Annotated in this window: 20 protein-coding genes and 1 pseudogene; 10 read left to right on the forward strand and 11 right to left on the reverse strand. The window is 47.5% G+C overall.

Translation table 11 applies throughout. The features are described 5' to 3' along the window. The first annotated feature begins 22 nt into the window (after positions 1-22). Genes C558_RS0109800 through C558_RS0109810 form a run of 3 tightly spaced genes read left to right on the forward strand, consistent with a single transcriptional unit; the run spans position 23 to position 1,215 of the window. Positions 23-349 carry a YtrH family sporulation protein gene (locus tag C558_RS0109800; RefSeq protein ID WP_018756086.1) on the forward strand — a complete coding sequence of 109 codons (327 nt, stop codon included), beginning with the start codon at positions 23-25 and terminating at the stop codon, positions 347-349. 7 nt (positions 350-356) lie between these two features. Beyond that, a complete protein-coding gene (locus C558_RS0109805; RefSeq protein ID WP_018756087.1) occupies positions 357-857 on the forward strand; it encodes a sporulation membrane protein YtrI in 501 nt (166 codons plus the stop codon). Positions 858-912: 55 nt separating this feature from the next. After that, positions 913-1,215: a YtpI family protein gene (locus C558_RS0109810; protein WP_018756088.1), complete on the forward strand. Its 303-nt coding sequence runs from the start codon at positions 913-915 to the stop codon at positions 1,213-1,215. 95 nt (positions 1,216-1,310) lie between these two features. Here C558_RS0109810 and C558_RS0109815 read toward each other — a convergent pair whose 3' ends face one another. The 5 genes from C558_RS0109815 to C558_RS0109835 all read right to left on the reverse strand — a co-directional run bounded on the left by C558_RS0109815 (position 1,311) and on the right by C558_RS0109835 (position 7,576). Then, entirely contained in the window at positions 1,311-2,648 is a 1,338-nt protein-coding gene (locus C558_RS0109815; protein ID WP_018756089.1) for a DRTGG domain-containing protein, read from the reverse strand. A gap of 84 nt (positions 2,649-2,732) precedes the next feature. Beyond that, positions 2,733-5,459, reverse strand: coding sequence for an Ig-like domain-containing protein (locus tag C558_RS0109820; protein ID WP_018756090.1), 2,727 nt, complete (start codon positions 5,457-5,459; stop codon positions 2,733-2,735). A gap of 164 nt (positions 5,460-5,623) precedes the next feature. Further along, on the reverse strand, positions 5,624-5,917 hold the full coding sequence (locus C558_RS0109825; RefSeq protein ID WP_018756091.1) for a hypothetical protein: 294 nt from the start codon (positions 5,915-5,917) through the stop codon (positions 5,624-5,626). Positions 5,918-6,030: 113 nt separating this feature from the next. After that, positions 6,031-6,366, reverse strand: coding sequence for a YlbF/YmcA family competence regulator (locus C558_RS0109830; protein WP_018756092.1), 336 nt, complete (start codon positions 6,364-6,366; stop codon positions 6,031-6,033). Between the two features lie 43 nt (positions 6,367-6,409). Further along, entirely contained in the window at positions 6,410-7,576 is a 1,167-nt protein-coding gene (locus tag C558_RS0109835; protein ID WP_018756093.1) for a DUF445 domain-containing protein, read from the reverse strand. Between the two features lie 147 nt (positions 7,577-7,723). Here C558_RS0109835 and C558_RS0109840 point away from each other — a divergent pair, with 147 nt between their 5' ends. From C558_RS0109840 to C558_RS0109865, 6 genes are read left to right on the forward strand one after another with little or no spacing between them, the layout of a single operon-like run. Beyond that, positions 7,724-9,088, forward strand: a complete 1,365-nt coding sequence (locus C558_RS0109840) for a YheC/YheD family endospore coat-associated protein (RefSeq protein WP_018756094.1) — start codon at positions 7,724-7,726, stop codon at positions 9,086-9,088. Between the two features lie 13 nt (positions 9,089-9,101). After that, the gene (locus tag C558_RS0109845; protein ID WP_018756095.1) at positions 9,102-10,232 is read left to right on the forward strand and encodes a YheC/YheD family endospore coat-associated protein; all 1,131 of its coding nucleotides are present in this window, start codon (positions 9,102-9,104) and stop codon (positions 10,230-10,232) included. Continuing rightward, positions 10,229-11,602, forward strand: a complete 1,374-nt coding sequence (locus C558_RS0109850) for a YheC/YheD family endospore coat-associated protein (RefSeq protein ID WP_018756096.1) — start codon at positions 10,229-10,231, stop codon at positions 11,600-11,602. Before C558_RS0109845 ends, C558_RS0109850 begins: the two co-directional genes overlap by 4 nt. Then, positions 11,603-12,715 carry a YheC/YheD family endospore coat-associated protein gene (locus C558_RS0109855; RefSeq protein WP_018756097.1) on the forward strand — a complete coding sequence of 371 codons (1,113 nt, stop codon included), beginning with the start codon at positions 11,603-11,605 and terminating at the stop codon, positions 12,713-12,715. It begins immediately after the preceding gene. 21 nt (positions 12,716-12,736) lie between these two features. Then, entirely contained in the window at positions 12,737-13,204 is a 468-nt protein-coding gene (locus tag C558_RS0109860; RefSeq protein ID WP_018756098.1) for a GNAT family N-acetyltransferase, read from the forward strand. Between the two features lie 7 nt (positions 13,205-13,211). Next, positions 13,212-14,411, forward strand: coding sequence for a YheC/YheD family endospore coat-associated protein (locus C558_RS0109865; protein ID WP_083927159.1), 1,200 nt, complete (start codon positions 13,212-13,214; stop codon positions 14,409-14,411). 109 nt (positions 14,412-14,520) lie between these two features. Here C558_RS0109865 and C558_RS0109870 read toward each other — a convergent pair whose 3' ends face one another. From C558_RS0109870 to C558_RS33090, 5 genes and pseudogenes are all read right to left on the reverse strand, one after another. After that, complete coding sequence (locus C558_RS0109870) at positions 14,521-15,660, reverse strand: YheC/YheD family endospore coat-associated protein (protein ID WP_018756100.1); 1,140 nt, start codon at positions 15,658-15,660, stop codon at positions 14,521-14,523. Between the two features lie 17 nt (positions 15,661-15,677). After that, complete coding sequence (locus tag C558_RS0109875) at positions 15,678-17,024, reverse strand: YheC/YheD family endospore coat-associated protein (protein WP_018756101.1); 1,347 nt, start codon at positions 17,022-17,024, stop codon at positions 15,678-15,680. Positions 17,025-17,212: 188 nt separating this feature from the next. After that, the gene (locus tag C558_RS0109880) at positions 17,213-17,968 is read right to left on the reverse strand and encodes a GntR family transcriptional regulator (RefSeq protein ID WP_018756102.1); all 756 of its coding nucleotides are present in this window, start codon (positions 17,966-17,968) and stop codon (positions 17,213-17,215) included. A gap of 38 nt (positions 17,969-18,006) precedes the next feature. Then, positions 18,007-19,752, reverse strand: coding sequence for a class I mannose-6-phosphate isomerase (locus C558_RS0109885; protein WP_018756103.1), 1,746 nt, complete (start codon positions 19,750-19,752; stop codon positions 18,007-18,009). Positions 19,753-19,974: 222 nt separating this feature from the next. After that, a pseudogene (locus tag C558_RS33090) lies at positions 19,975-20,094 on the reverse strand (serine hydroxymethyltransferase); the annotation flags it as partial. A gap of 162 nt (positions 20,095-20,256) precedes the next feature. On the opposite strand from C558_RS33090, the gene pdxR reads away from it, so the two are divergent. Then, positions 20,257-21,687 (forward strand): MocR-like pyridoxine biosynthesis transcription factor PdxR, encoded by a 1,431-nt coding sequence (gene pdxR, locus C558_RS0109895; RefSeq protein ID WP_018756105.1) that lies wholly within the window; start codon positions 20,257-20,259, stop codon positions 21,685-21,687. A 22-nt stretch (positions 21,688-21,709) separates the two neighbouring features. Here the strand turns inward: pdxR and C558_RS0109900 are convergent, their stop codons facing one another. Continuing rightward, positions 21,710-22,453 carry a YggS family pyridoxal phosphate-dependent enzyme gene (locus C558_RS0109900; protein WP_018756106.1) on the reverse strand — a complete coding sequence of 248 codons (744 nt, stop codon included), beginning with the start codon at positions 22,451-22,453 and terminating at the stop codon, positions 21,710-21,712. Positions 22,454-22,465 lie beyond the last annotated feature (12 nt).

Below are 22,465 nucleotides of genomic sequence, written 5' to 3' on the forward strand. Positions count from 1 at the left end.
GAGGAAAGGAGCCGAATTTAGAATGGAATCCTTCGCAACCAAGGCATTATTAGATTTTTTCATTGCTTTTGGCATTGTACTCGGGGGCGCAATGCTCGGCGGCATCGGGGCTGTTATTGCATTACAGCCGCCAACGCTTACGATGCTGAATGTCGCCAAATCGCTCAAAATATGGGCACTTGCCGCTGCTGTGGGCGGAACCATTGATCCATTGCGCGTCATTGAGAGCAATTTTTTCGACGGCAATCTATCACCCGCCATTAAACAAATTCTCTATATTATCTGTGCCTTTCTAGGTGCCCATATGGCGACAGAGCTTGTAGCCTGGATCTGCCGAGAGCGAGGGTAGGTTCCCGATGCGAGTGCCGCCTTTTAGCCGATATCGCCATCTGATGCGCTTCGTCGCTATCTTCCTCTGCGGAATGATCGTCGGGAGCGCTGTGTACAATGGTTTCTTTCACCTTCAATTCACGCACCTTACGAATATTAACAGCGATTTGCGTGCACAAATCGAGCAATATAAAGACGATATTGAAGCACTCAACAAATATAAAAATCAGCACACGTCCATCCGTAAAATTCAAGTCTATATTATCAAGCAAGCGAATGAAAAAGACCAAATCGATCTAGAAATAGAAAATGAGCTCAAGAAACAAATACGTGAAGATCTGCAAATCTTCTTAGGACGCGACATGTTCAAAATAAGCTCTGACGCCAAATTCGCCAGCGAGCTAATTAAACATAAAGTCTACAAAGACATCCATGATCAAGACTTCAAAATCCAAATCCGAACGATGCTCGTCAATGATGGATTGTTACAAATTTGGGTCGACGCAAAACGCCATGATATCCCCTGAGGAAATATGTTACAATAGACGGAGCAATTGACGAAAAAAAGGGGCTACAATACATATGACAAGCACAATCTTCATCGTTCTCTACTTCCTGCTTGCTGTTTCACTCGGCTTCTCCGTATTCAATAGCTGGAAGTCGCATCGCTCCAAGGATTCCATGCAACGCGGCTTATACGGGGCACGCATGAATATAAGTCTTGGCGCCATGTTGATCCTGCTCGCTGTCATCCAACTGTTCATGTTCAGCGGTTCATCGACACGCGTCGTGATCGGTGCATTGTTCTTACTTCTCGGATGCTTCAACATTTATGCAGGACTGCGAAATCACAGCCATTTCAACAAAATGAATAATAACGCCTAACAGCTGTTCAACGATTAATAACCCTCTTGCTCGCATCTTCAATCGATGTCCGAACAAGAGGGTTATTTGTGTACCTAATTACTATTCGAATGTACTCAAGCCTCACCAAAAGCCTGTGCCGTTATCATCACCTTGCAGACGATTTGATCATCACACTTCACGACGACATCGACCTTGCAGAATCGTCGACTTGCCTCGATCATTTCAACGCGAACCGTCATTTCCTTCTCAATCTGAACAGGTCTTAAAAAGTAGAATGTCATGTTCTCCACGTCATGATCGGTGTGCCGCTCGTCTCGAATGAAACGGTACACCGCTTGGGTGACAATGGTCGTAAAGACACCCTTGGAGAGTGATCCCAAATGACTTGACATCTGCGGAGTCACTTGGCCGCGGAAGTACAACTTGTTCTGCTCATCCCGCTCCTCCTCGAAGTGGCTCCAGATGAGATCATCGAATGTCTCTCCAAGCTGCGGCAGCTTCTGTGCATCCCGCATCGCCTGAAGAACCTGCTTCCGCGTCGCGGTCGAGAGCAGCTTGCGATTGCGATCGACGATCGGCAATACTTCGATACCTTCCCACGCCATCATATGGGCGGCAGAGGCCAGTGAAGTACTCATGGTAACCGTGATCGGATTCCGCGTGTAATGCTTGTCGATGACATGATCCTGCTGCAATCCGGAAATATCTTTGTACGTGATCATCCCGATGACATGGTTCCATTCATCGACCACCGGGAATCTGGATTGACCTGTCCGTTCGCGCAGCTCTTGGAAATCACCAATGGTACTGTGCGATTTCAGTGCATTCACTTTTTTGCCGAGCTCAACGATGTCTTCAATCAGCATAATTTTCTTCTTGATCAACCGGTCATAGATCGCCCGGTTAATGAGTGAAGCAACAGTAAACGTATCATGCTTACACGAGATAATCGGCAGATCGAGCGCATCGGCAATCAGCTTCACCTCACGGCTCGCCTCAAATCCCCCTGTAATGAGCACGCCTGCGCCTTGCTGCAAGGCTAAACGATGCGCGCTCTGCCGGTTACCAACGATCAACAGGCTTCCCGCGTCAATATAGCCGAGCATATCCTCCAGCTCCATCGCACCGATCACATATTTGTGCAGCGGTTTGACGAGCCCCTTGGAGCCTCCGAGAACGTGCCCGCCAACGATTTTGACGACCTCCTCGAAGGTTAAATGCTCAGATAAATGACGGCGTGAAGCCTTATCGACTCGAATCGTTCCAATCCGATCTTTCGTTAAGACGTAACCGATATTTTCTGCTTCCTTTACGGCGCGGTAAGCTGTCCCCTCACTGACCTGCATTTCTTTGGCGAGCTTTCGTACCGATATTTTGGAACCAACCTTCAGTCCTTCAATATGCTGCAACAACAGCTCATGCTTTGTGAGCGTCTCTTCATGAATATCCACGCTGTATCACCTCGAATCCGAATCTGTACTATTTCACTAGTATAGCATTCGAAAGCGATTTTTTACACATGAATCCTCACTGTATTATTTCGTACGGAAGCTAACCCATTCTTGATCCATACCGACGTGATTCACATCTACAAGATAACCCGATCCTTGATCTGTCACACGAATCTGTCCATGATTCCGCTTATCCAGGCGATCAACCGTCATCGTGATGGTCTTGCCGTCTTTCGAAATTTCACCTGCCGTAGGCGTGACACGATTCCCACTAATAACGATTTCGAAATCATCGATCCTACCTTTGTAGCCTTGCACAGGATCACTTAAGGTCAATACGATTTTAGTGCCTTCCGCAATTACGCTCTCGATATATGATGCATCGTGCTTGCTTCCTTTGGCCTTGAAGCTGGACTCGTTCGCGCCTTGTGCCGTGTCATATCCTTTACCCTGATCATCCGCGATCCGGCCAGAATCCGTGTTATAGATTAATTTGTAATCATCGTTTTTCTTCAGGCCATCCAATTTGTCGGCAAATAAGTGAATGTAGAGTTTGGTACGGTCTTCCGACACTTCGAACGCAGCATTCTCGCCATTTTTCAGATCCAGTCCTTTCCGTTCCTCATTCCATATTGTAAAAGGACCCTTCTCCGCATTACGTACAGGTTCGCTGAATTGCACGGTAATATTATACGGATCTGTCGAAGCTGTGCTTGCGATACGCGGCGCTGCATTATTGTCGCCAATGCCTCGGAACTGTACACTGTACGGATTCGATCCATCGGTAACCTTCATGCTGTTCCAACCTGCTGCATCTGTCACGGCACCCGTAAACGTCATCGTGTAGACATCCCCATCCGTCGGCGAATCGAGATAAAGAACAGCTTCATCGACCACTTTATTGCGATTATTGATAGAATCCGATTTGATGGTCACGTATCCGCCTTTTGCATCTTTAATGATGAACCCATCGCGCGACACATTACGAACCGGCTCGCTGAATTGCACAAGGACAGAACGTTGATCGAGCGCCTTCACCTGCTTGATCGTAGGAATTGGATTCGCATAATCCGTACCCGAGAACGACTTCACATTCGCTTGATTCCGCGTATTCAAGTTCGGCAGTCCATAGACGGAGGCTTGGATCGTATGCTGCTCACGGAACAGATTCGGGTTCCCGTTATCCGCCGTTCTGAATTGTACACGGATCGTTCGGCTGTCTGGCTGCGTCACATAGGATTGCCATCCAGACATGGAGACGGCATTCCCATTATCCCGGTTCACAACCACGTTCAGCTGCGCAAGATCAGCAGCGGTAAGCGGATCGTCAACCCGAATCTCGAGCGTATTCCAATCGATAGACCGAATGCTCTGCACATTTAATGTCATCCATGCATCATCATTCACGCCTGTAAAATTAACCCTCGTCGGGTTATTTATTTTGTTCCCGAAGCGATCTTCGATATATTTCATCGAGATCGTATATACTTTCCCATTCACTTGATCTGGTGTTGTTAACGTGACCGATTGGTTCGAATCATTGTAGCTGACACCCGATGGATATCCCAAATCTCCGTTCATGCTGTAGTTGTACTTATCCTCCGCGGTTCCACGTTCCAGACGTTCATCGAACCAGATGGTTACACGATTCGAATCAGAGGTCACCTTCTTTACGGTCGGTCCCGATCGATCATCATCTTCCCCGAAGCTGAAGTTAACGGGATCGAGTGTATTGCCTGCCTTATCCGCGACCCGATAAGCAACAAAGGTATAGCGTGTATTCGACTTCTGTTCTGAAGTCTGAATCGTAACGGTACGGCCATCGTTCGAGAGATCTGCACGATACAGATAGAGGTTGTTATTCACGGAGTAATTGGATAAGTCTGTCGCAGAGCTTAGATCAACAGGCTCTGAGAAGGTAATTGACAGCCAATAGTTCGAAGCGGTATGGAAATCGGTGATTCGAGGCTTCGTCGTATCCACAGCAAGCGAGACGAATGACTTCGTATTGTCATCTACTGTTAATGTGTATTGTGTGGATCCTTCTTGTGGATCAGTTATAATCTCAACCTTCTTCCCGTCACTGCTCAGGACAGCTTGGCGAATGGTGAGTTTGCTATTGCCATAGGTCTTACGAATCGTAATATTCTCCGGTTTAATGACAGACACCGCTTCATCGAGGTTCAAGACCAGCTTCGTATTCGAAATGACGTCTAGTGATTTCACCTTAAGCGTCTTGTATTCAGGCTCAGCCATCTTCTGATAAGCGGCGTACGTCGCGTCCACGAGCAGCGCTCTCGTCGCATTCCCGGTGTAATCGTACATAATCGGAATAATGCCCTTATCGAGTGCGACAGCTACCGTACTCCGCGCCCAAGATGATACTTTGCCACCAACCCCATTGCTGCTTGATCCTTCGATACCATAGGCACGCACAAGCATAGTAGCAAGCTGCTCGACCGTCACCGGCGCTGTAGGTCCGAACTTGCCTGCTCCAAGGCCCTTCATGAGACCTGCTTGCGTCGCTGCCTCTACGTATCCATAGGACCAGCGTGTCTTAAGTACATCGTTGTAACTCGGTGAACCGGTAACTTGCTTCAAGTCCATCAATCGGAACAAGACGGCAGCGAATTGCTCGCGCGACATTTCCTCATTCAGTCTTGCGCTGCCGTCCGAGAATCCCGTGAATATCCCCTTATCTTTCAGAATTTGATACTTCTCTAGTGTCGTCTGCGCAGCTGCTGATACGTGATTTGAGATACTAACGGAAACGAGCATGAACGTTAATAAAACCGATACCCATCTTCGCATGATGCGAACCTCCCCCATTCTCACTGGTCTGCTTTGCAAAGCATGGATATAGACGTTCTTTTTTCCAGAAAGTTTCAGTTCCGAAGGCCCAAATATTGTTCGACAAAAACGATTAAAATTCTACCCCATCGCCTCGACAAAGATCTTGCTTAACAAGGAACGGATCATTCCCCTCTGATTCGTGTCTTCCGTTCGAGTGACTGCGATAGCTTCTGCTGCCATTGTAAACGGCGATATCTTCTTAGGCGCTGAATTTTCTCCTCCTGCTGCTCGCTCGATAGCAATAAATAATGAAGCTGCGATAAAATGATTAAGAAAGCAAATAAGAGCCAGACATAGACGAATACCGTACCTGCTGACCACGACAATAATAGATGAAGTTTCGGCCAAGCGAAGAGCAGCATGCCGAGAGCAACCCCCAAATAAATAACCGATTTTGCTACTTTCCAAGTACGCATACGCAAAAACTCCTTTGCATGTTTGTCCTATTCTTCACCCTATGTGGATAAGGATCGAAATATGACAAAAAGCAAAGGAGCTCGCTATAGAATTATTCTTTTTTCGCTACAACTTATTGATATAGGAACTCCAAGTTCTGAAGCACAATTTTGTTAATGTCTTCAATAATTACACTAAGACGACGCTCTGCATCGAACAATCGACTGATATGTTGGTTCATCTGGAGCAGTTCGAACATTTTCTCCATCTTCTCCATCTCTTCCGGATTCGGCATATCGCCTGACATCATTCTCTGCTGCATCTCAGCTTGATTCGCACGGAACTCATCCAGCATGCGTTTGCTGTCTGGGTCTGCAGCGATCAAATTCATCATACTTTTAACTTCAGCCACCTCTGGGCAATCTTTCAACGCTTTTGCAAGCTCATGTGCTTTATCATATACATTCATTCTTCTTCTCTCCCTTATCCTATCAATCTGTTATGAAATTCCATCACCCTAACCATAGCATGAACAGAGCCTGGAATAACCCAATAATACCGCCGAGCAGTGCGCCAAGCCATGTAATCGCTTGGAATTCTCGTCCCGACACACTCAGAATAATCTGTTCCAAGCGTTCGATCGGGAATCGCTCAACCTGTTCGCGAACGAGCTGAGGCAATTGAATCGACTTGACGATATTCGCCATATTACGTTCCAACATGCCTAGCGCCACCTGAACAACACGAGGCATAACCAACGTTAGACGTTCTTCAAATCGACTTACGAGCGACCCGATATGTATTTCTTCCGCCTGCTGGACCCATTGCTTCCATTGTAACATGTTCCGGGCATGGCGTGATATCCAGTTCAATCCATCCTCACCCGCCATGGAACGAAGCACCTGATCGAGTGGCAATGTCGACAAGGATTCAAGTTTACGTTCGATCTTCGTACTAAGAATAACCCGAACATGTTCCGACTCTAGCTGCTCGACCAAGACAGGGGTCATCTTCTGAACGATCTTCTCCTCATCCATGAACATGGAAGCCATCGCGCCCAGGAATCCACCCGACTGGCTCACGAGCCCCGAAGCTACACGTTTGAGCATCCGTTGACCTTGCAGGGAAGTAATCTCTTCACGAACAGCGCTCATAATACCTTCCGCGGCCATATCGGACCACCGTGTCATCAGCTCAGGCGACCAACCTGGAATTAGTTCATGAAGAGGCTTGTCCGCCAGTTCATATCGATTCCACGTCCACTTGATACCCTGATCCACCGCGCCCTGAAGCCAGAGGACCGTTCGATCTTTGTAAGCTTCCCACGCTTCTTCTGACATATATCCAAGCGCGAATTGTTTGAGTGTTCGCTCATCTTGACCTAACCGCTGTATACCCTCAATCAATCTGTTCTCAATTTGGGCTCGGAATTGAGGCTTTTGCAGGAGCTCTTGCAGACCTTCCGTTGTTACGAGGTAATCCGAGACAATTTCGCCAAGCGAACCTGCAATTTCTTCTTTGCGCTTAGGAATTAATCCTGGCGTGAATGGAACGCGCCAACTCCCTAGATAAATCGGTTTTCTCGGATGAAATAACATTTTAATGGCAAAATGATTGGTCAGACCGCCCACAAAGGCGGCGACTGCCATACTAATAAGAATATATAACCATGTCGGCATCCTACTCCCCCATTTCTTGTTGGTTTCTTTGTTTTTCATAAGTGGGTCAATCACCAAGGGAAATATGTCCTCATATGATGAATCTATGCAGTGTAGTACAGTAGGCCACTCTAGTCCCATTAAGTTGTAGTTGAGAGGAGCTCCACAATGTCTAAAAGCAAATTCCCCATCCAGGTGACCAGCTCCGGCATCATACAAGAAGACGTGCTCATGATTGGGGAAAGTACGATCAAACAGTGGAAAATCCCTACCCACCAATACTTGATGCTCCATTTCGGTTCATTCAGACAACACGTGAAAGTCATTCCCGTACCAAAGTACGACGGAATCCGGATCCACCCCGCTTTGGCGCGCAAAACAGGGCTGTTCTCGGGTGTTCAACTTCGATTGAATTACAAAAGCGGAGTACTCAAGATGGGGCCACTTATTAGCGTGTTGATCAGTCGTGACTATTCGGAAGATTCGGATAAACCCTTTGGCACCATCACGAGCTTCTGCAAAGAACTCGTCGACGCCTGCCGCGTACAAGGTGCTTTTGTGTATTTCTTCACTCCGGATCACATCGGCTCGAGCACATGTCAACTTCAAGGCTGGGTCTATAATGGCCGTTGGCAGAAGTCGATACTTCCCATTGGAGATGTCATCAATAACCGACTTACATCCAGAAAATTTGAGAACAAACCTAGCGTACAGCATTTTCTGAAAGAAGTAAAATCCCGTTACAAAACCCCATTCTTCAATGAGAAATTTCTCGATAAGTCGGAAGTCTTCGAGGCCCTTCGCAAAGATACGTCCTTGCAGCGATTTTTACCGGAATCCCATATGCTGCGCAATTTTGCGGGATTGAAGAGCATGTGCGCCAAATACAGCCATGTGTTCCTCAAGCCTATTCGCGGGAGTCTCGGGAAAGGAATCATCCGTGTGAGCAAGCAAAATGGCGGAATCGCATATCAAGCGCATTATGCCACGATGAACGGTACGCGGCGAGCCACCTATCCCTCTTTACCGAAACTGTTCTCTAGCCTCTCAGTCAAGATGAAAACGACCCGCTATCAGATGCAGCAAGGACTCAATCTCATCGAGAATACCAAGCGTCCCATTGACTTCCGTGCCTTGGTGCAGAAGAATGCAACAGGCAAATGGAATGTCACCTCGATTGTCGCAAGGACGGCTGGGGATCATCACTTCGTATCCAATCTCGCACGAGGCGGAACGCTGAGTACAGTGAAGGAAGCGGTGAGTAAATCCAACCTTCCACCCGGCAATAAAGGGGATGCACATCTTCGACTTCATAAAGCGGCGCTTGAAATCGCCAAGGGTGTTGATGATTTCATTCCCGCACACTTTGGTGAACTCGGCATCGATCTCGCACTCGATACATCGGGACATATTTGGCTGCTGGAAGTCAACTCGAAGCCATCCAAGAATGACAATACACCACTTAAAGAGAATAAGATCCGGCCTTCTGTTAAGCAAATGATTGAATACTCGCGTTTCCTGTCCGGATTCTAAAGGAGTCTTGCCTGTGTCAAAAAATAGAGCCTATAAGCCCGCTCAATATCTTGGCATTATGGTATGTGAGACGAGAGGGGACCTCCCGATTCCTGAGAAATCATTCTGCCGGCGATTGTGTGAAGTCGGGCGTAAACATGGTATCACCGTCTTTGTCTTCTCCCCGACCTGGTTACGGCCCAAGCTCGGGTATATCGTTGGCTACGCCTATACCGATAAAGGTTGGGAACGTGGTGCTTTTCCTATTCCGAAAGTCGTCTACGACCGTTGCTATTATCCAACGCTTCACAAATACCTGGAAACCCAACGTGCCATCCAGCGACTGAACGAACTGGCTTCCATTACATTCCTCGGCCGTGGATTGAAAGGCAAGTGGGATGTCTATCAGATCATGTGTGGGTATGAAGCCGTGAAGCCCTATCTGCCTGAAACTGTGCTCTACGAGTCGATCACTACATTGCGGGAGTGGATTGAATCCTGTGGTGGTGAAGCCTTCCTGAAGCCACACGGCGGCAGTCATGGCAAGAACACATTATATGTTCGAAGACAGGACGGCAAATTACGCATTCGCGGACGCAACGCGAGCAACGATATTATCGAACGCGTGTTTAAGCAAGAGGAAGCAGGGTATCGCTGGATTCATAAGTGGATTGGAAAGCGTAAGTTCATTATGCAGCCCTATTTGTATTTAAATAATCGCAATGAAGAACCCTTTGATATTCGATCCCTTGTTCAGAAAAATGAGCATGGGGAATGGCAATTGACGGGGATGGCTGTAAGACGAGGAAAGCCGGGTTCACTAACCTCCAACTTGCATGGCGGCGGGCATGCAGAAGCAGCGATCCCGTTCCTTGAACGTGAGTTCGGCATCGACAAGACGGCAACCCTCATAGAGAGCATCAAGGAACTTTCACAGCAGATTCCCATTCTGCTCGAAGAATGCCACGGCAGATTAGCGGAGCTCGGTATTGATTTTGGTGTCGATCGTAACGGAAATCTCTGGGTATTGGAGGTTAACTCCAAGCCAGGACGATCCATCTTTCTGCAAATGAATGACCGCTCCACCGCCTTGAAATCTGTTGAGAATCCCATTGTATATGCCCGTTATTTATTGCTTCGACAACTTAGGAGGGTCCATTCATGAGTTTAATGGTTTGTAATGTTCATTTTACGCAGCAGCCCGAGAAGGTCGTCTATGTATCCAATGCTCTGATGAAGACATTGAAGCTATCTGGCAAAAAGTCTATTTACCTCAGGCTTGGGAGAGTATCGATTCCTGCGACAATGAAGCCGATCAAGAAGTCGGGGAAACACCTCTATCTCACAACCGGCCTTCGTAATTCCATTCGGGTCCCGAAATCCGGTAATGTCTACCTGCTGAATAGCAACGCAGATGAAGTCCAGATCGGCCCACTGATTGGTGTCCTCTCGGATGCTTCAGTACGAACGGCGACGAATCCTTTTGGCAGCCGTACCGATTTTATTAAATCACTGCTGCGTGAAGGCAATAAGAAAGGGTTCTTTTTCGCGTTCGCCCCCCGGGATATTAACTGGGTTGATGATACTGTCCTCGGCTATTTCCTAAGTGATTCTGGCACGTGGACGCGCAAGACCGTCCCACTTCCGGAGGTCGTCTATAATCGGCTGCCGAGCAGACGCGCAGAGACGGGGTCGATGATTGCCAACTTACGCGACCGCTTCATCAAACGTAAGATCCCCTTCTTTAACTGGAGTTTCTTCAATAAGTCAGATGTCTACGAGCTGCTCAAGGATGACGAAGAAGCGAACCAATATGTGCCCGAATCGGTCATGGGACCGACATCGGAGAAGGTGAAGGAGATGCTCGAGAAGCATCAATTCCTCTACTACAAGCCGACGGCGGGAAGTCTTGGTATCGGCATTTATCGTCTGACCCATAATCCCAAGAAAGGGTATTTCGCCAGGTACCGTGCGAAGGGAAGCAATGTGCTGCTGCGCTTCAATACCTTCAACAGCCTCATGCGCATGCTCCAAGCAAGGCATGGCCGTTCCCTGCATAACTATGTCATTCAGCAAGGGATTCGACTGATTGAGATTGATCAATGCCCGATTGATTTCCGATTCCATATGCATAAGAATGGCAGCAATCAATGGGTCGTCGTCGGCATCGGCGCGAAGAAAGCCGGGAAAGGCAGTGTCACGACCCATATCAAGAACGGCGGCCAGCTTCTTACGCCAGAACAAGCATTAAGCCGGACGTTTGGGGCTCGAGGCAATGAAGTGCTCCAGAAGGCCAAAGAAATCTCCATCAGCCTTGCGGAATCGATTGAGAAGAATTACCCCCACCTGCTCGGGGAACTGGGCTTCGACATTGGTATTGACCAAGATGAACAGGTATGGATGTTCGAAGCGAACGCGAAGCCTGGAAGATCGATCTTCAAGCACCCTGCGCTGCGCAAGGAAGGGAAAGCTTCAATCGTTCACATCATTGAACACTGCATGTATCTCAGCAAATTTCGGAGAGGGGAGAGCTAGATGGATGCAAGCACCCAAGAGACTGCAGCAAAACCTGTTATCGCCATTCTAACAGTCGATGATGACCATCTGATGTTCCGGGGGAACAGGGACAATTTCATTGATATCTTACGAACAGGCAAAGAACTCGGGTATCTGGTCTACGTCGTGACAGTTAAGGATTTAAAGCTCAATATGGCGAAAGTCACTGGCTACACGTATTACAACGAATCAAATCAGTGGGTGCAGCAATGGTTACCTGCGCCCCATGTCATCTATAATCGTATTCCTCTTCGGGAAGATGAGATCGAACCTGCTGTACAGAGCAAAATTGCAGAATGTTTGGCGAATCCGAAGATTAAACTGTATAATCCTTACTTTTTCAATAAGTGGCAGCTATTCGAATGGCTCAAGAAGTCCAAATCCACGAAACCGCATATCCCAAATACGCATCGGTTAACAGGCTCGACGGAGCTCGGCAAACAACTTCTGCGACACTCCTATCTCTATCTGAAGCCGGAATCCGGTAAAGCCGGGGTCGGCATCATGATGGTGAAATACCAGCCGAGCAGATCGCTCCCGTTCCGTCTGAAGATACAGGATAAGAAGAATAGCATCACGTACAAATGCTCTACCCTTAACAAGCTCTGGACACGAATTAAGAAAGAGGCAGGACAGAACCAATATATTGTTCAACAAGGGATCGAACTGGCCTCGATTCAACGGAGGCCCTTCGATTTGCGGGTTCTCATCCAGAAGAATCGCCGAGGACAATGGGAAGTATCGGGTATCGGAGCTCGTATGGCAGGCTCCCTTAGCATTACAACCCATGTTCCACGCGGTGGAAGCATCGAAGATCCCGAGAAGCTGCTTATCTCGGCTTTCGGGCAAGTGCCAACCCGAAGAATCCTCTCCCGTGCCCGGAGTACCTCCTTAACGATCGCCAGACAACTTGAACGTGGGTCTGGCTTTCAATTGGGTGAGATGTCCATGGACCTCGGCGTAGATGCTCAAGGTCATGTTTGGTTCTTCGAAGCCAATTCGAAGCCAATGAAATTTGATGAACCGCATATTCGGAAGCGCTCGATTGAACGTATTTTCCAATACAGCACATTCCTCGTGCAACAAGCTTAGAGGAAGACAGGAGGAACCCCTGTGGACATTCGCGTCATTCGCTCTCCGCACGAAGAGAAATGGCCTGTGCTTCGTGCTAGATTTATCCAATTCATTATTAACGCTGGCGATCAACGAATCACCACCGATGCGTTGAAGAAGCTGGAATCATTACCTGTACGCGGATTACAAGAAGAAGGAACACAGCTCTTGATTGCAACCGAGCGAACATCACGTGCGAAGGCACGTCTAATCGGGCTATCTTTTGTCGAAGACTTCGGCAATACGACATGCCTTGTCGTCGTTCATCCCGAATTCCGCGGGAATCACATCGGCACGATGCTGATGGAAGAACAGATTAGTCGGCTCGGAAGTCTTACCTGCCATGTGGCCATAGATAACCTGTCCAGCTTACACATGTGTTTTCAAGCGGGCTTAATCGCACATCATCTCATGGAAGGGCCTACGGGGAAACCTACATTAGCATTTGAATACGACGCAAGAAGGTGAATTAGCCTTGTCTCAACCAGTCCTCGGTATACTCACGCTATATTTGAATGAAAAGAAACATTTGGAGGAACGTCCCATCTACCAGCGCATGATTGCAGCGAGCCACAAACTGGGGATGCAGACTTTTGTCTTTACACCGCAAGATGTCGATTCGAAAAAGAAACAGATTTATGGGATGTTCTATCACCCCAAATCGCGTACTTGGACGAGGAAATGGACACCTTTTCCACATCTTATATTTGACCGCTGCCGCATTCAGAATACGTATCGCTTCAAGGAATTACTGAAATTCCGGGCAAGGTATAACTCCTTATATTTCCTGAATCGTCCGCTTCGAAACAAATGGACCATCTACCAAGTTCTGCGTAACCATCCCTTGATTCAACCTCATTTGCCTTATACTAAATTATATAACTCTGCGAACGATGTACATCTGCTGATGAAGAAGGAAAGGCTCGTCTTTCTCAAGCCGATCAACGGTACAGGCGGGCGCGGAATTCTGCGCATTGAACGCCTGATTGGAAGTCGTCGATATGATATTCAAGGACGAGACCATAGACGTCATATCATCTCCCCTCAGCGTATTCTGCCCTCACAATTAGCCTCAAAGCTCTCTAGCTGGAATGCGAAGAATCGCTATATCCTGCAGCAAGGGATCGCCATCAAGCTGCCAAATGGCCGCGTTCACGACTACCGTCTACTCGTCCAGAAGGACGGCAGCGGGGAGTGGACGGTAACTGGCTGTGCCGGTCGGGTAGGTGCCTTACGGAGTGTCACCTCAAATCTGCATGGAGGCGGAGAAGCCGTCCCGATGATGAAGCTCTTGAACGAGTGGATCGAAGACCCCGAGAAGATCAGAACGGTCAAGGAAAAAATGGAGACGCTAGGAATTGAGACGGCAAAATTCCTGGAAGAGAAATACGGCGCGCTCTGTGAGCTCGCACTCGATATAGCGATCGATCGCAGCGGGCACGCTTGGCTGCTCGAAGTCAATCCGAAACCAGCGAGGGAAGTATTCGCCAAAGCCGGTGAGAAGGATACTTACAATCTAGCGATAATAAAGCCGATTGAATACGCCTTCTTCGTCTACAATTCGATGTTCAAGGTCAAAGTCAAACCAAAAGCCCGCGAAAGAATACGGAGAAAAGAGAGCCGGGTTACCTCCTTCGATACACTGCTTAACTTAGAAGATATTACGAATCTATGAGATCAACCTTGACCCTTATTATAGAGCCCTCCATACGATTATGGAGGGCTTCTCATTATCGTTTCATTACGAACTTCGATAACAGAAAAAAACCCTTAGATCACTGGATCTAAGGGTTCTCCGTATAGTTATCTGTGCTCAGCGAACTGAGATAAATACAATATTGGATTAACGTCTTGAGAGACTTACGATGTATACGCGGTTCGTCGAATTTCATCGGCTTCGAATTGGCCTCGAAAAACCACAGCTTCCCGTTGCTATCCACGCCGATGTCCATCGACATCTCACCCAGTTCATATCCCGACGATTTCTCAATTTGTTCCGCAATGATGAGTGCTAATGTTCCCGCGTTCTCTTTGATATCTTGCGCCCTTGTCGCGCCGAATACCGCCTTAAGCACTTTGTTTGCGCTCTGAATTGATCCTCCCCTTGGGACATGGGTCGTAATGCTTCGCTTACCTGCAACACGTGCGCCAATCCCTGTCAACTGCCACGTATTCGTCTGATTCTTCTGTACGAGAATCCGAAGATCGAATGGATCACCATGCGATTTCGTTAAATCAATCGCTTGCTGCACGATATATTCTTTGGCCCCCATTTTCTGCCTCAGATGCAGCCACATCTCGGGAATCGTCCAGAAATTATGAACGTGCCGCTTCTTCCCCTTGGTATAAATAAGCCTGTATTTCGGACCGCCTTCATTCTTCAGTCTTTGCCCCTGCATGATGCCTTTGCCGGCTTTCCCATGAATCGGCTTCAAATAGACAGCTGCATGCTGCTCCAAATAGGTCTCCAGGATGGAGGAGGACGTGAGCTTCTCTGTCTTCGGCAGCGATGTCCTCGTAGATTTGGCGCGAGACAACCATTCATAGAGGGTCCATTTATTGAAGAAAAACGGGTTGAATAACCTCACTTTGCGATCTTGCAAAAAATTGTGAATGGTCTGCTGTATTTCCGGCCTCGCCTCATATTTACGGAAGGGAATCCGGTTATAGATCACATGGGGTGCAGGAAAGGACTTCGTCATCCACATGCCAGATTGCTTACTGTAATAGAGACCCACAATTTTTTTCTGCGATGACCGGATATCCTCAGCGGTCGTGACATACACCGTTGCTCCGAGCTTTTTGCCGACCCGAATGATATCGCCGAAATTGCTGAATCTTCCGCGCATACTTCGATGTTGATCCTTGGCTGTTAAGATAGCTATGACAGGACGTCTGCGCGCCTGAGCCTGAACTGTTGTCATCACCCTACCCTCCCAGGTCAAAACTTGCTAAGGTATTTGCAATAGTCAATCAAATTGTCGAGCGAGGCACGCTCCCCGGATTTCGCGGTAGGATGTTTGAAGATGGAGCGGCCTGGCTTCGCATTCGCTTCGAACATCCAGACCTTACCGGACCGATCGATCCCTAGATCAAAGCCAATTTCCCCTAGTAAATATGGATAATTACGCTCAATAGCTCGCGCTAGATCAACCGCGGTTGACCTTACTTTTCGCAGCATCTGTGGAGCCTCTCCTCCGAATGCTTGTCGAAATACTTGCTCTGTCGCCAACAGCTTCCCGCCGCTAGCTACATGTGTCGTAATGCTGCCTTTCCCCGCTTTTTTGGCGCCAATCGCAGCGACGACCCATTGATTCTCTCCGTCCTTGGTCATATGGAATCGAAAATCAACCGGACACGAATCTACCTGGATGAGATCAATCCCTTGCTGAGCAATATACTGATGGAATCGGCTTCGCTGATGCTTCATCAGCATGTTCAACATGCGATCCGCACTTGTATAGTGCACGACTCTATTCTGACCATGAGACCGATAACGAACCGTATAACGATGTTCTCGATGGCGTATCAGCTTATAGATGCCGACCCCGAGACTCCCTCCCGACGGCTTCAGGTAGACAGTACCGTACTTGTTCAACATTTCCTTCATCGTAATCGCCGACGGGCTCAAATGCGATTCTGGAATATGCTTCGCGAGCGGATCGTCAACAAGCAGCTTATAGACATCCGACTTATCAAAAAAGCTCCAGTTAAATAACGGAATGGATCGGCGCAGGAAACGCTCTTTGAAGCTGCCCATCGATGTCACCCGCTCGGCCTGTCGACTCTGCATTCGGTTATATACGACATCCGGCAGCGGAAGCTTCCTGCGAATCCACCCTCCTGTTTTTTGAGGAAAATAACCCGTAACGGTCTCCTCTTCCCAGTTCACATCCTTTGGACTAAAGGCAAAACTATAAGATTTACCCTCGCCTGCGCTGATCTGCTGCTTGAAAAAACCTGACATTCCTCCGAAGGAAATCCCTCCGTGCTTCGTACGTCCTGCCAGGATCCCAATGAGTGGACCAATTTGAATCTCGTTGTCACCTCGTTTGGTGACGAGACATTTCCCCGCATGGGGAAGCTTCAGTTCATTAGACAGCGCTGAGGATAGACGCAGGGAATGACCTTGTCTGTGAGTCAGAACCAAATCAGAAGTTATTAATTTACTACCAAACTTGAGACTGATTTGGCGAGGTTTCCCAATCCCGAGCGTCTTGAGTAGTAGAGAAGAAATACGAATACCATGCCCGGGAGCGATCTGTATCGAACAATTTGCAGAACTCATCGACAGCCTCCCACACTTCTACGAATGTATCAACAGTCTATGGGATTTGACCCTGAAAGGTCACTCATCCGTTGGAAAAAAGTAATCCTACTGCTGAACCGCTGATTCCTTCGTCTAAAAATTAAAAAAGGGCTGTTCCTTTGGTCATACTTCATGACCTATGGAACAGCCCCTTATCGTAAAAGCTGCTACTTTGATATTTGATCAAACTCCAGATAATAGCGATAACGCTCCCCAATGTAGTAACATTCCGTATACTCCGAGAAATGCTTCTGTTCATTGAACGTGCTGCGCACGCGTTTGAGAATCGGTTGGTTCGGTTCGATATTCAGGATTTGCTGCAAGCTTTCACTTGGATTCACAGCTTCAAGGTACTCCTGCACTTTCTTAACCTTAATCCCAAGACCAAGCAGCATCTGATATAACGATCCGTAATAATCCTCTGGCTTCAGCGAGAGCTCAATCGGAACGTGGATGTACGTCTTGAAAAATACGATGGCTGTATCCCCTACGCCTCTGACACGCTGGATTTCATAGATAAGCTCACCCTCTTGGACACCAAGCTGCTCCGCGATAAATGCACTCGCTGGAGTACGCATCACTTCTGCCTTTAAGGTCCCCGCTTCCTTGCCCAGCTCTTTCATCTGATGCGTAAAACTCCGAAAATGGGTTTCATAGACATCCGAATCCTGCCGTTGCCCTGGAACGCCAAGTACATACGTCCCTTTAGCTCTTCGCCGAATGAGATACTCTTCCCATACCAGCTCGTTCAGCGCGTCCCTTACTGTCGTTCTGCTTACATCGTACAGCTTGCACAAATCAAGCTCATTTGGGATCTTATCTCCCTCGTTCCACGTCCCATTCAGAATCTTCGCTTTGAGATCCTGTTTGATCTGAATATATAGAGGCAATGCCTCCTTACTCTGGTCTAGCTCAAAGGCCATTGATATTCCCCCTAAACCCTATCTATATATCGATTCCGTTACACTCTTACAAATGCTTTTAGCGTCGCGATCGTCTTGCCAACCGACGGCCCATGCGGACGAATCGTGTACGTTTTGACCGAAGATGGAATGAAAAACGTCTCTGCATAGTGGACAATGAACGGTTCGAATGCTTGGGAAGGACTCTCGACGATAGCTTCTTCCCCTTCCACCAAGTTTAGCACATTCACGCTCTCATGGGTGTCATGCAATACCGTCTTGGAGAACCAATGTCTTCTCGTCTCGATAAATTGCCGATCATGAAGTCCCGTTCTCTCTTCGATCCATCCATCACCTTCTGCAATCTTCTCGAACCGATTGATCAAATTTGTATCGACCCACTTCGTATCCCGCTCCCACTGAATAACCTTCTCACCATGATCGATATGAACCGGGCGAGGTCGTCCATCCAAGCCGAGTCGGTCCCAATCCCACAACTTGAACGTAAAAATATACGGGGTTGCGCTGATCTCGAGTACCATCGTATTTTCCCCTGAGCAGTGAATCGTACCCGCAGGAATCAGGTAGTGATCATGCTTCTTCGCAACGTATGTGTTAATGTACTTGTCATCAGGAAAAGAGGACTCTCCTCGTTCGGCTTTTCGCAGATCTTCCATCATTTCTTCTGAATTGATGCCTTCTTTGACGCCCAGATACACGAGCGCTTGATCTTTCGCATCCAGAATATAATAACTCTCATCCTGCGTGTAGTGCATGCCAAAGTTCTCTTGAATGTACTCCGTTAACGGATGCACCTGAAGACTTAGATTCTGGCCGCCCATCGTATCGAGGAAATCGAACCGAATTGGGAATTCTGTTCCGAAGCGAGCATGTACCTTATCGCCTAGAATTTCGGCCGGATGTCTGAACACCAAGTTAATCGAAGGCACTTCAATTCGAACGTCGCCATACGTGAGATACAAGCTGTTCTCCTCCGGTACCCCGTCGAAACTCCAAGCAAAATTGATCTGATCTCGATCAAGGTCACAGACTTCTTTCATCCATTGACCGCCCCATACGCCGGCATCAAAATACGGTACAACGCGGAACGGACGACGACTAGCTTCCGCAAGACCTGCCAAAAAGGCTTCCCCGGTAACCATTTTGGGTTGATTCAACACATTCGTGTCTACGAGATAATCGATTTGTTGGTATAACCGTTTTTTATGTCGATCGGCAATACGCCACTCGACGAAATAACCTCGTTTATATTTGCGCAATATATCCTCGTTATGATTATCAACCTTCCAGTTCCCCATCTCCTTGGAGCGGTATCGCTGTTGAATCTCCCAACGTGCGAGGTCCAAATATACGAGCAGATCCGGCTGGTAGACGAGCGAAGCGCCCACACCATAGATCACGATTAATCCTTGGTTAACACCATTTATTTTGTTTTTGGCTTCATCTATTTTGGCTTGATCATAAAATTCATGCAGCTGGTGGCATGACATGACACCGAATACGCGATCATCCGTTAGATTACGCTCGATCATCGCTGTAATCTCATCACCGGAATAGGCTAAGTCATCAGAATGAATCACAAAATCCGCGTTCAGCGGCTTGATCATTTGCTCTAGAATCTCTTCATATCGAACACCGGGATAACAATCAATGACCATTACTGTTCGCTTACCCAGCTTATTCAATGTGGTATTTAGTTCAGCAACAATTGAATCATAGCCTTTCCATGCGCTTGAATCTTTCCCCGTAACCCGAACCTCTGGAAACTTATCATAATTAGACATCTGTTCTTCCTCCATATCCGAATCATATGTTTTGTTTGTATATTTGTTATAATGTTATAACATTATAACTTAATATGATCATAGCCTAACACAGGCGCACCATATAAGCAATACAACAACGAAAAAGATGATATCCGCGATCTTGCGAGCAGATATCATCCTCTTTGTTTAATGCCGTCCTTCATATAAAGGAAACTGGGACGTAATCTCACGTACACTTCCCATGACGGCCTGACTGACAAAATTCTCCGATGCAATCAGTTCTATCGTATCCCGCTGTCGCCCAAGCTCTTGTCTAATCGCATTAGCGACTGCTTTGTCTTGCTGTTCTAAATGAATCATGAGAATCTTCCTTTCTATCTCCATAAATTCGCTTTTTGAATTATTGTTATCGTTGCAAGGCTATTATCATCATGCTAGTATCAAGTATTGGAATGACCCTAATACTCATAAATCAACAATTTGAACAATCCATATTTTAAAACATACATGGGGGTGCAACGAATGCTAAAAGTTAACCGTGACGACGACCGCCCAATCTGGCAACAATTGCTGGACCAAGCAATTCATAATATTTCAACCGGAAAATGGCCTCCGGGCGAATTGCTGCTGCCGTCTCGCGAACTCGCTCCATTGGTTGGTGTCTCTCGCTCCACCATACAGATTGTATATGAAGAATTATTCAGCCGTGGTTACACCGTTACGTCTCGGCGCGGCGGCACAAGGGTGAGCGATTGGACCTGCATGACTAATTTTACGAAGGATGATAACCCCCAAGGCCCTGTCACCCCCGAGTTACCTTTATTAAACGATGCAGTCGGCCATCTGCATAGCTGGTTTAGAGGCAAGGAATACCGAAACGTGGAAATCGATTTTAGTCCACACGAACCTTATTTGGATGCACATTTCCAAAAAAATTGGAGGCAATCGTTTCTGCAAGCTTCTGCAGAAACAGATCTGGCCAGTTGGGCTTACGGTAACGCCTACGGTTTCGTACCGCTGCGGGAACAGATTCAGCGTTATTTGTCTCTTGAGCGAGGCATTCACGTGCATATCGATCAAATTATATTAACTTCAGGCGCACAGCATAGCATAGATTTGATCGCCCAAGCCCTTTTAACTGAAGGAGATACGGTGTCTGTTGAAGATCCCGGTTTTCCCGCGGCCTGGATGGCGATGAAGTATCGGCGGATGAATGTTGTTCCCGTCCCTGTCGATGAATACGGACTCCAAGTAGAGCATCTTCATCCACAATCCAAACTAGCCTTTGTTACGCCTTCGCACCAGTGCGCAGTTGGCGTGATCATGTCGGAACCCCGTAGACAGCAACTACTACACATGGCCGCTCAACAGCAATTCTGGATTGTTGAGGACGACTATGATAGCGAGTTTCGATATCGCGGCGATCCGCTCCCAACTTTGTTCAGCCAGCAACCTCAGAATACGTTGTATATGATGAGTTTTTCCAAAATGGTTGCTCCTGGTATTCGTATATCGGCCATCATTGGCCCAACAGAGGCCATTCGTCAGCTTGCTCAAGTCCATGAGTTAACTTATCGCCATCTTCCAATTATGGAGCAATTAACGCTTGCTCATTTTATCGAACACGGTCATTTCATGCGCCATATGAGAAGAGTCAGAAATGTATATCGCCGCAGGCACGAAGCCATGACGAAGGCCATCCTTTCGACCGGTCTAGGTGAACGCTTCACACTCAGCGGTGTAGAGACGGGATTGCATATGCTTCTTGAAGCGGAAGACTCGTTTGACGAAGAAGCTGTGACAATCCAAGCGCTTGAACAAGGAATCCGTGTCTATCCACTCAGTATGTATTGTTTGGAAAGCAATCGAAAAGGATGGGTACTGGGCTTTGCGAAAGTAGATGAGGTAGCAATTATAGAAGGCATTTATCGTCTTGCGGAGATGCTTTTATAACACAAGCATCCCCGCCTCTCCCCTAATCATCCTGCTGGGCATGTTCATTCCAGTAATACCCGTCCGGCAAATAACGTTGGCCAAATACGCTTGTCCCCACTCTTATGAGGGTAGCACCTTCTTCGATCGCCACCTTGAAATCCCCGGACATGCCCATCGAAAGAATATCCATTTCTACACGCGGAAATTTCGCCTCCATCATTTGCATTTGAATTTGTTTTAATAATCGGAAGCATTGCCGGGTCTCTTCGTTCGTAGCACTCAGTTTCCCAATCGTCATCAATCCTTTGATGTTCAACGTATCAAACTGCGACAATTGTTCTACCAATGCCAGTGCCGATTCTGGCGAAGCACCGAATTTACTTTCCTCGTAGGACGTATTGATTTGCACCAAAATATCCATGGTCCTGTTCTCTTTGACGAGCTGATAATGCAACGCCTGCCCCAATTTCAGACGATCTACCGAATGAATGAGCGTAACATATTTGACAACGTCCTTCACTTTATTCGTTTGCAGATGGCCGATAAAATGCCATTCCACTTGGTTGTGCTGCTGCATAAGCGTAAATTTGTCCCGAAGCTCTTGTGCTTTGTTCTCTCCAAATAGTACCTCGCCCGCTTGAATGGCAATTTGTAATTTCTCAAGCGGAACGGTTTTTGTCGCCAACAACAATTTCACATCTTCTATCTTGCGCCCTGAAGCTTCGCAGGCTAATTTCATCTGCTGCTTTACGGTTTCGAGATTTTCTTCGACGAGATGCCCCATGTTCTCCCCTCC

It is taken from the genome of Paenibacillus terrigena DSM 21567, from assembly GCF_000374845.1.
Taxonomy (GTDB): Bacteria; Bacillota; Bacilli; order Paenibacillales; family Paenibacillaceae; genus Paenibacillus_K; species Paenibacillus_K terrigena.

What these genes read in the sequence shown, in the direction of transcription:
- C558_RS0109800 (WP_018756086.1), top strand. Translation starts at nt 23, where the DNA reads ATGGAATCCTTCGCAACCAAGGCATTATTAGATTTTTTCATTGCTTTT.
- C558_RS0109805 (WP_018756087.1), top strand. Translation starts at nt 357, where the DNA reads ATGCGAGTGCCGCCTTTTAGCCGATATCGCCATCTGATGCGCTTCGTC.
- C558_RS0109810 (WP_018756088.1), top strand. Translation starts at nt 913, where the DNA reads ATGACAAGCACAATCTTCATCGTTCTCTACTTCCTGCTTGCTGTTTCA.
- C558_RS0109820 (WP_018756090.1), bottom strand. Translation starts at nt 5,459, where the DNA reads ATGCGAAGATGGGTATCGGTTTTATTAACGTTCATGCTCGTTTCCGTT.
- C558_RS0109825 (WP_018756091.1), bottom strand. Translation starts at nt 5,917, where the DNA reads ATGCGTACTTGGAAAGTAGCAAAATCGGTTATTTATTTGGGGGTTGCT.
- C558_RS0109830 (WP_018756092.1), bottom strand. Translation starts at nt 6,366, where the DNA reads ATGAATGTATATGATAAAGCACATGAGCTTGCAAAAGCGTTGAAAGAT.
- C558_RS0109835 (WP_018756093.1), bottom strand. Translation starts at nt 7,576, where the DNA reads ATGCCGACATGGTTATATATTCTTATTAGTATGGCAGTCGCCGCCTTT.
- C558_RS0109840 (WP_018756094.1), top strand. Translation starts at nt 7,724, where the DNA reads ATGTCTAAAAGCAAATTCCCCATCCAGGTGACCAGCTCCGGCATCATA.
- C558_RS0109850 (WP_018756096.1), top strand. Translation starts at nt 10,229, where the DNA reads ATGAGTTTAATGGTTTGTAATGTTCATTTTACGCAGCAGCCCGAGAAG.
- C558_RS0109855 (WP_018756097.1), top strand. Translation starts at nt 11,603, where the DNA reads ATGGATGCAAGCACCCAAGAGACTGCAGCAAAACCTGTTATCGCCATT.
- C558_RS0109870 (WP_018756100.1), bottom strand. Translation starts at nt 15,660, where the DNA reads ATGACAACAGTTCAGGCTCAGGCGCGCAGACGTCCTGTCATAGCTATC.
- C558_RS0109875 (WP_018756101.1), bottom strand. Translation starts at nt 17,024, where the DNA reads ATGAGTTCTGCAAATTGTTCGATACAGATCGCTCCCGGGCATGGTATT.
- C558_RS0109880 (WP_018756102.1), bottom strand. Translation starts at nt 17,968, where the DNA reads ATGGCCTTTGAGCTAGACCAGAGTAAGGAGGCATTGCCTCTATATATT.
- C558_RS0109885 (WP_018756103.1), bottom strand. Translation starts at nt 19,752, where the DNA reads ATGTCTAATTATGATAAGTTTCCAGAGGTTCGGGTTACGGGGAAAGAT.
- pdxR (WP_018756105.1), top strand. Translation starts at nt 20,257, where the DNA reads ATGCTAAAAGTTAACCGTGACGACGACCGCCCAATCTGGCAACAATTG.
- C558_RS0109900 (WP_018756106.1), bottom strand. Translation starts at nt 22,453, where the DNA reads ATGGGGCATCTCGTCGAAGAAAATCTCGAAACCGTAAAGCAGCAGATG.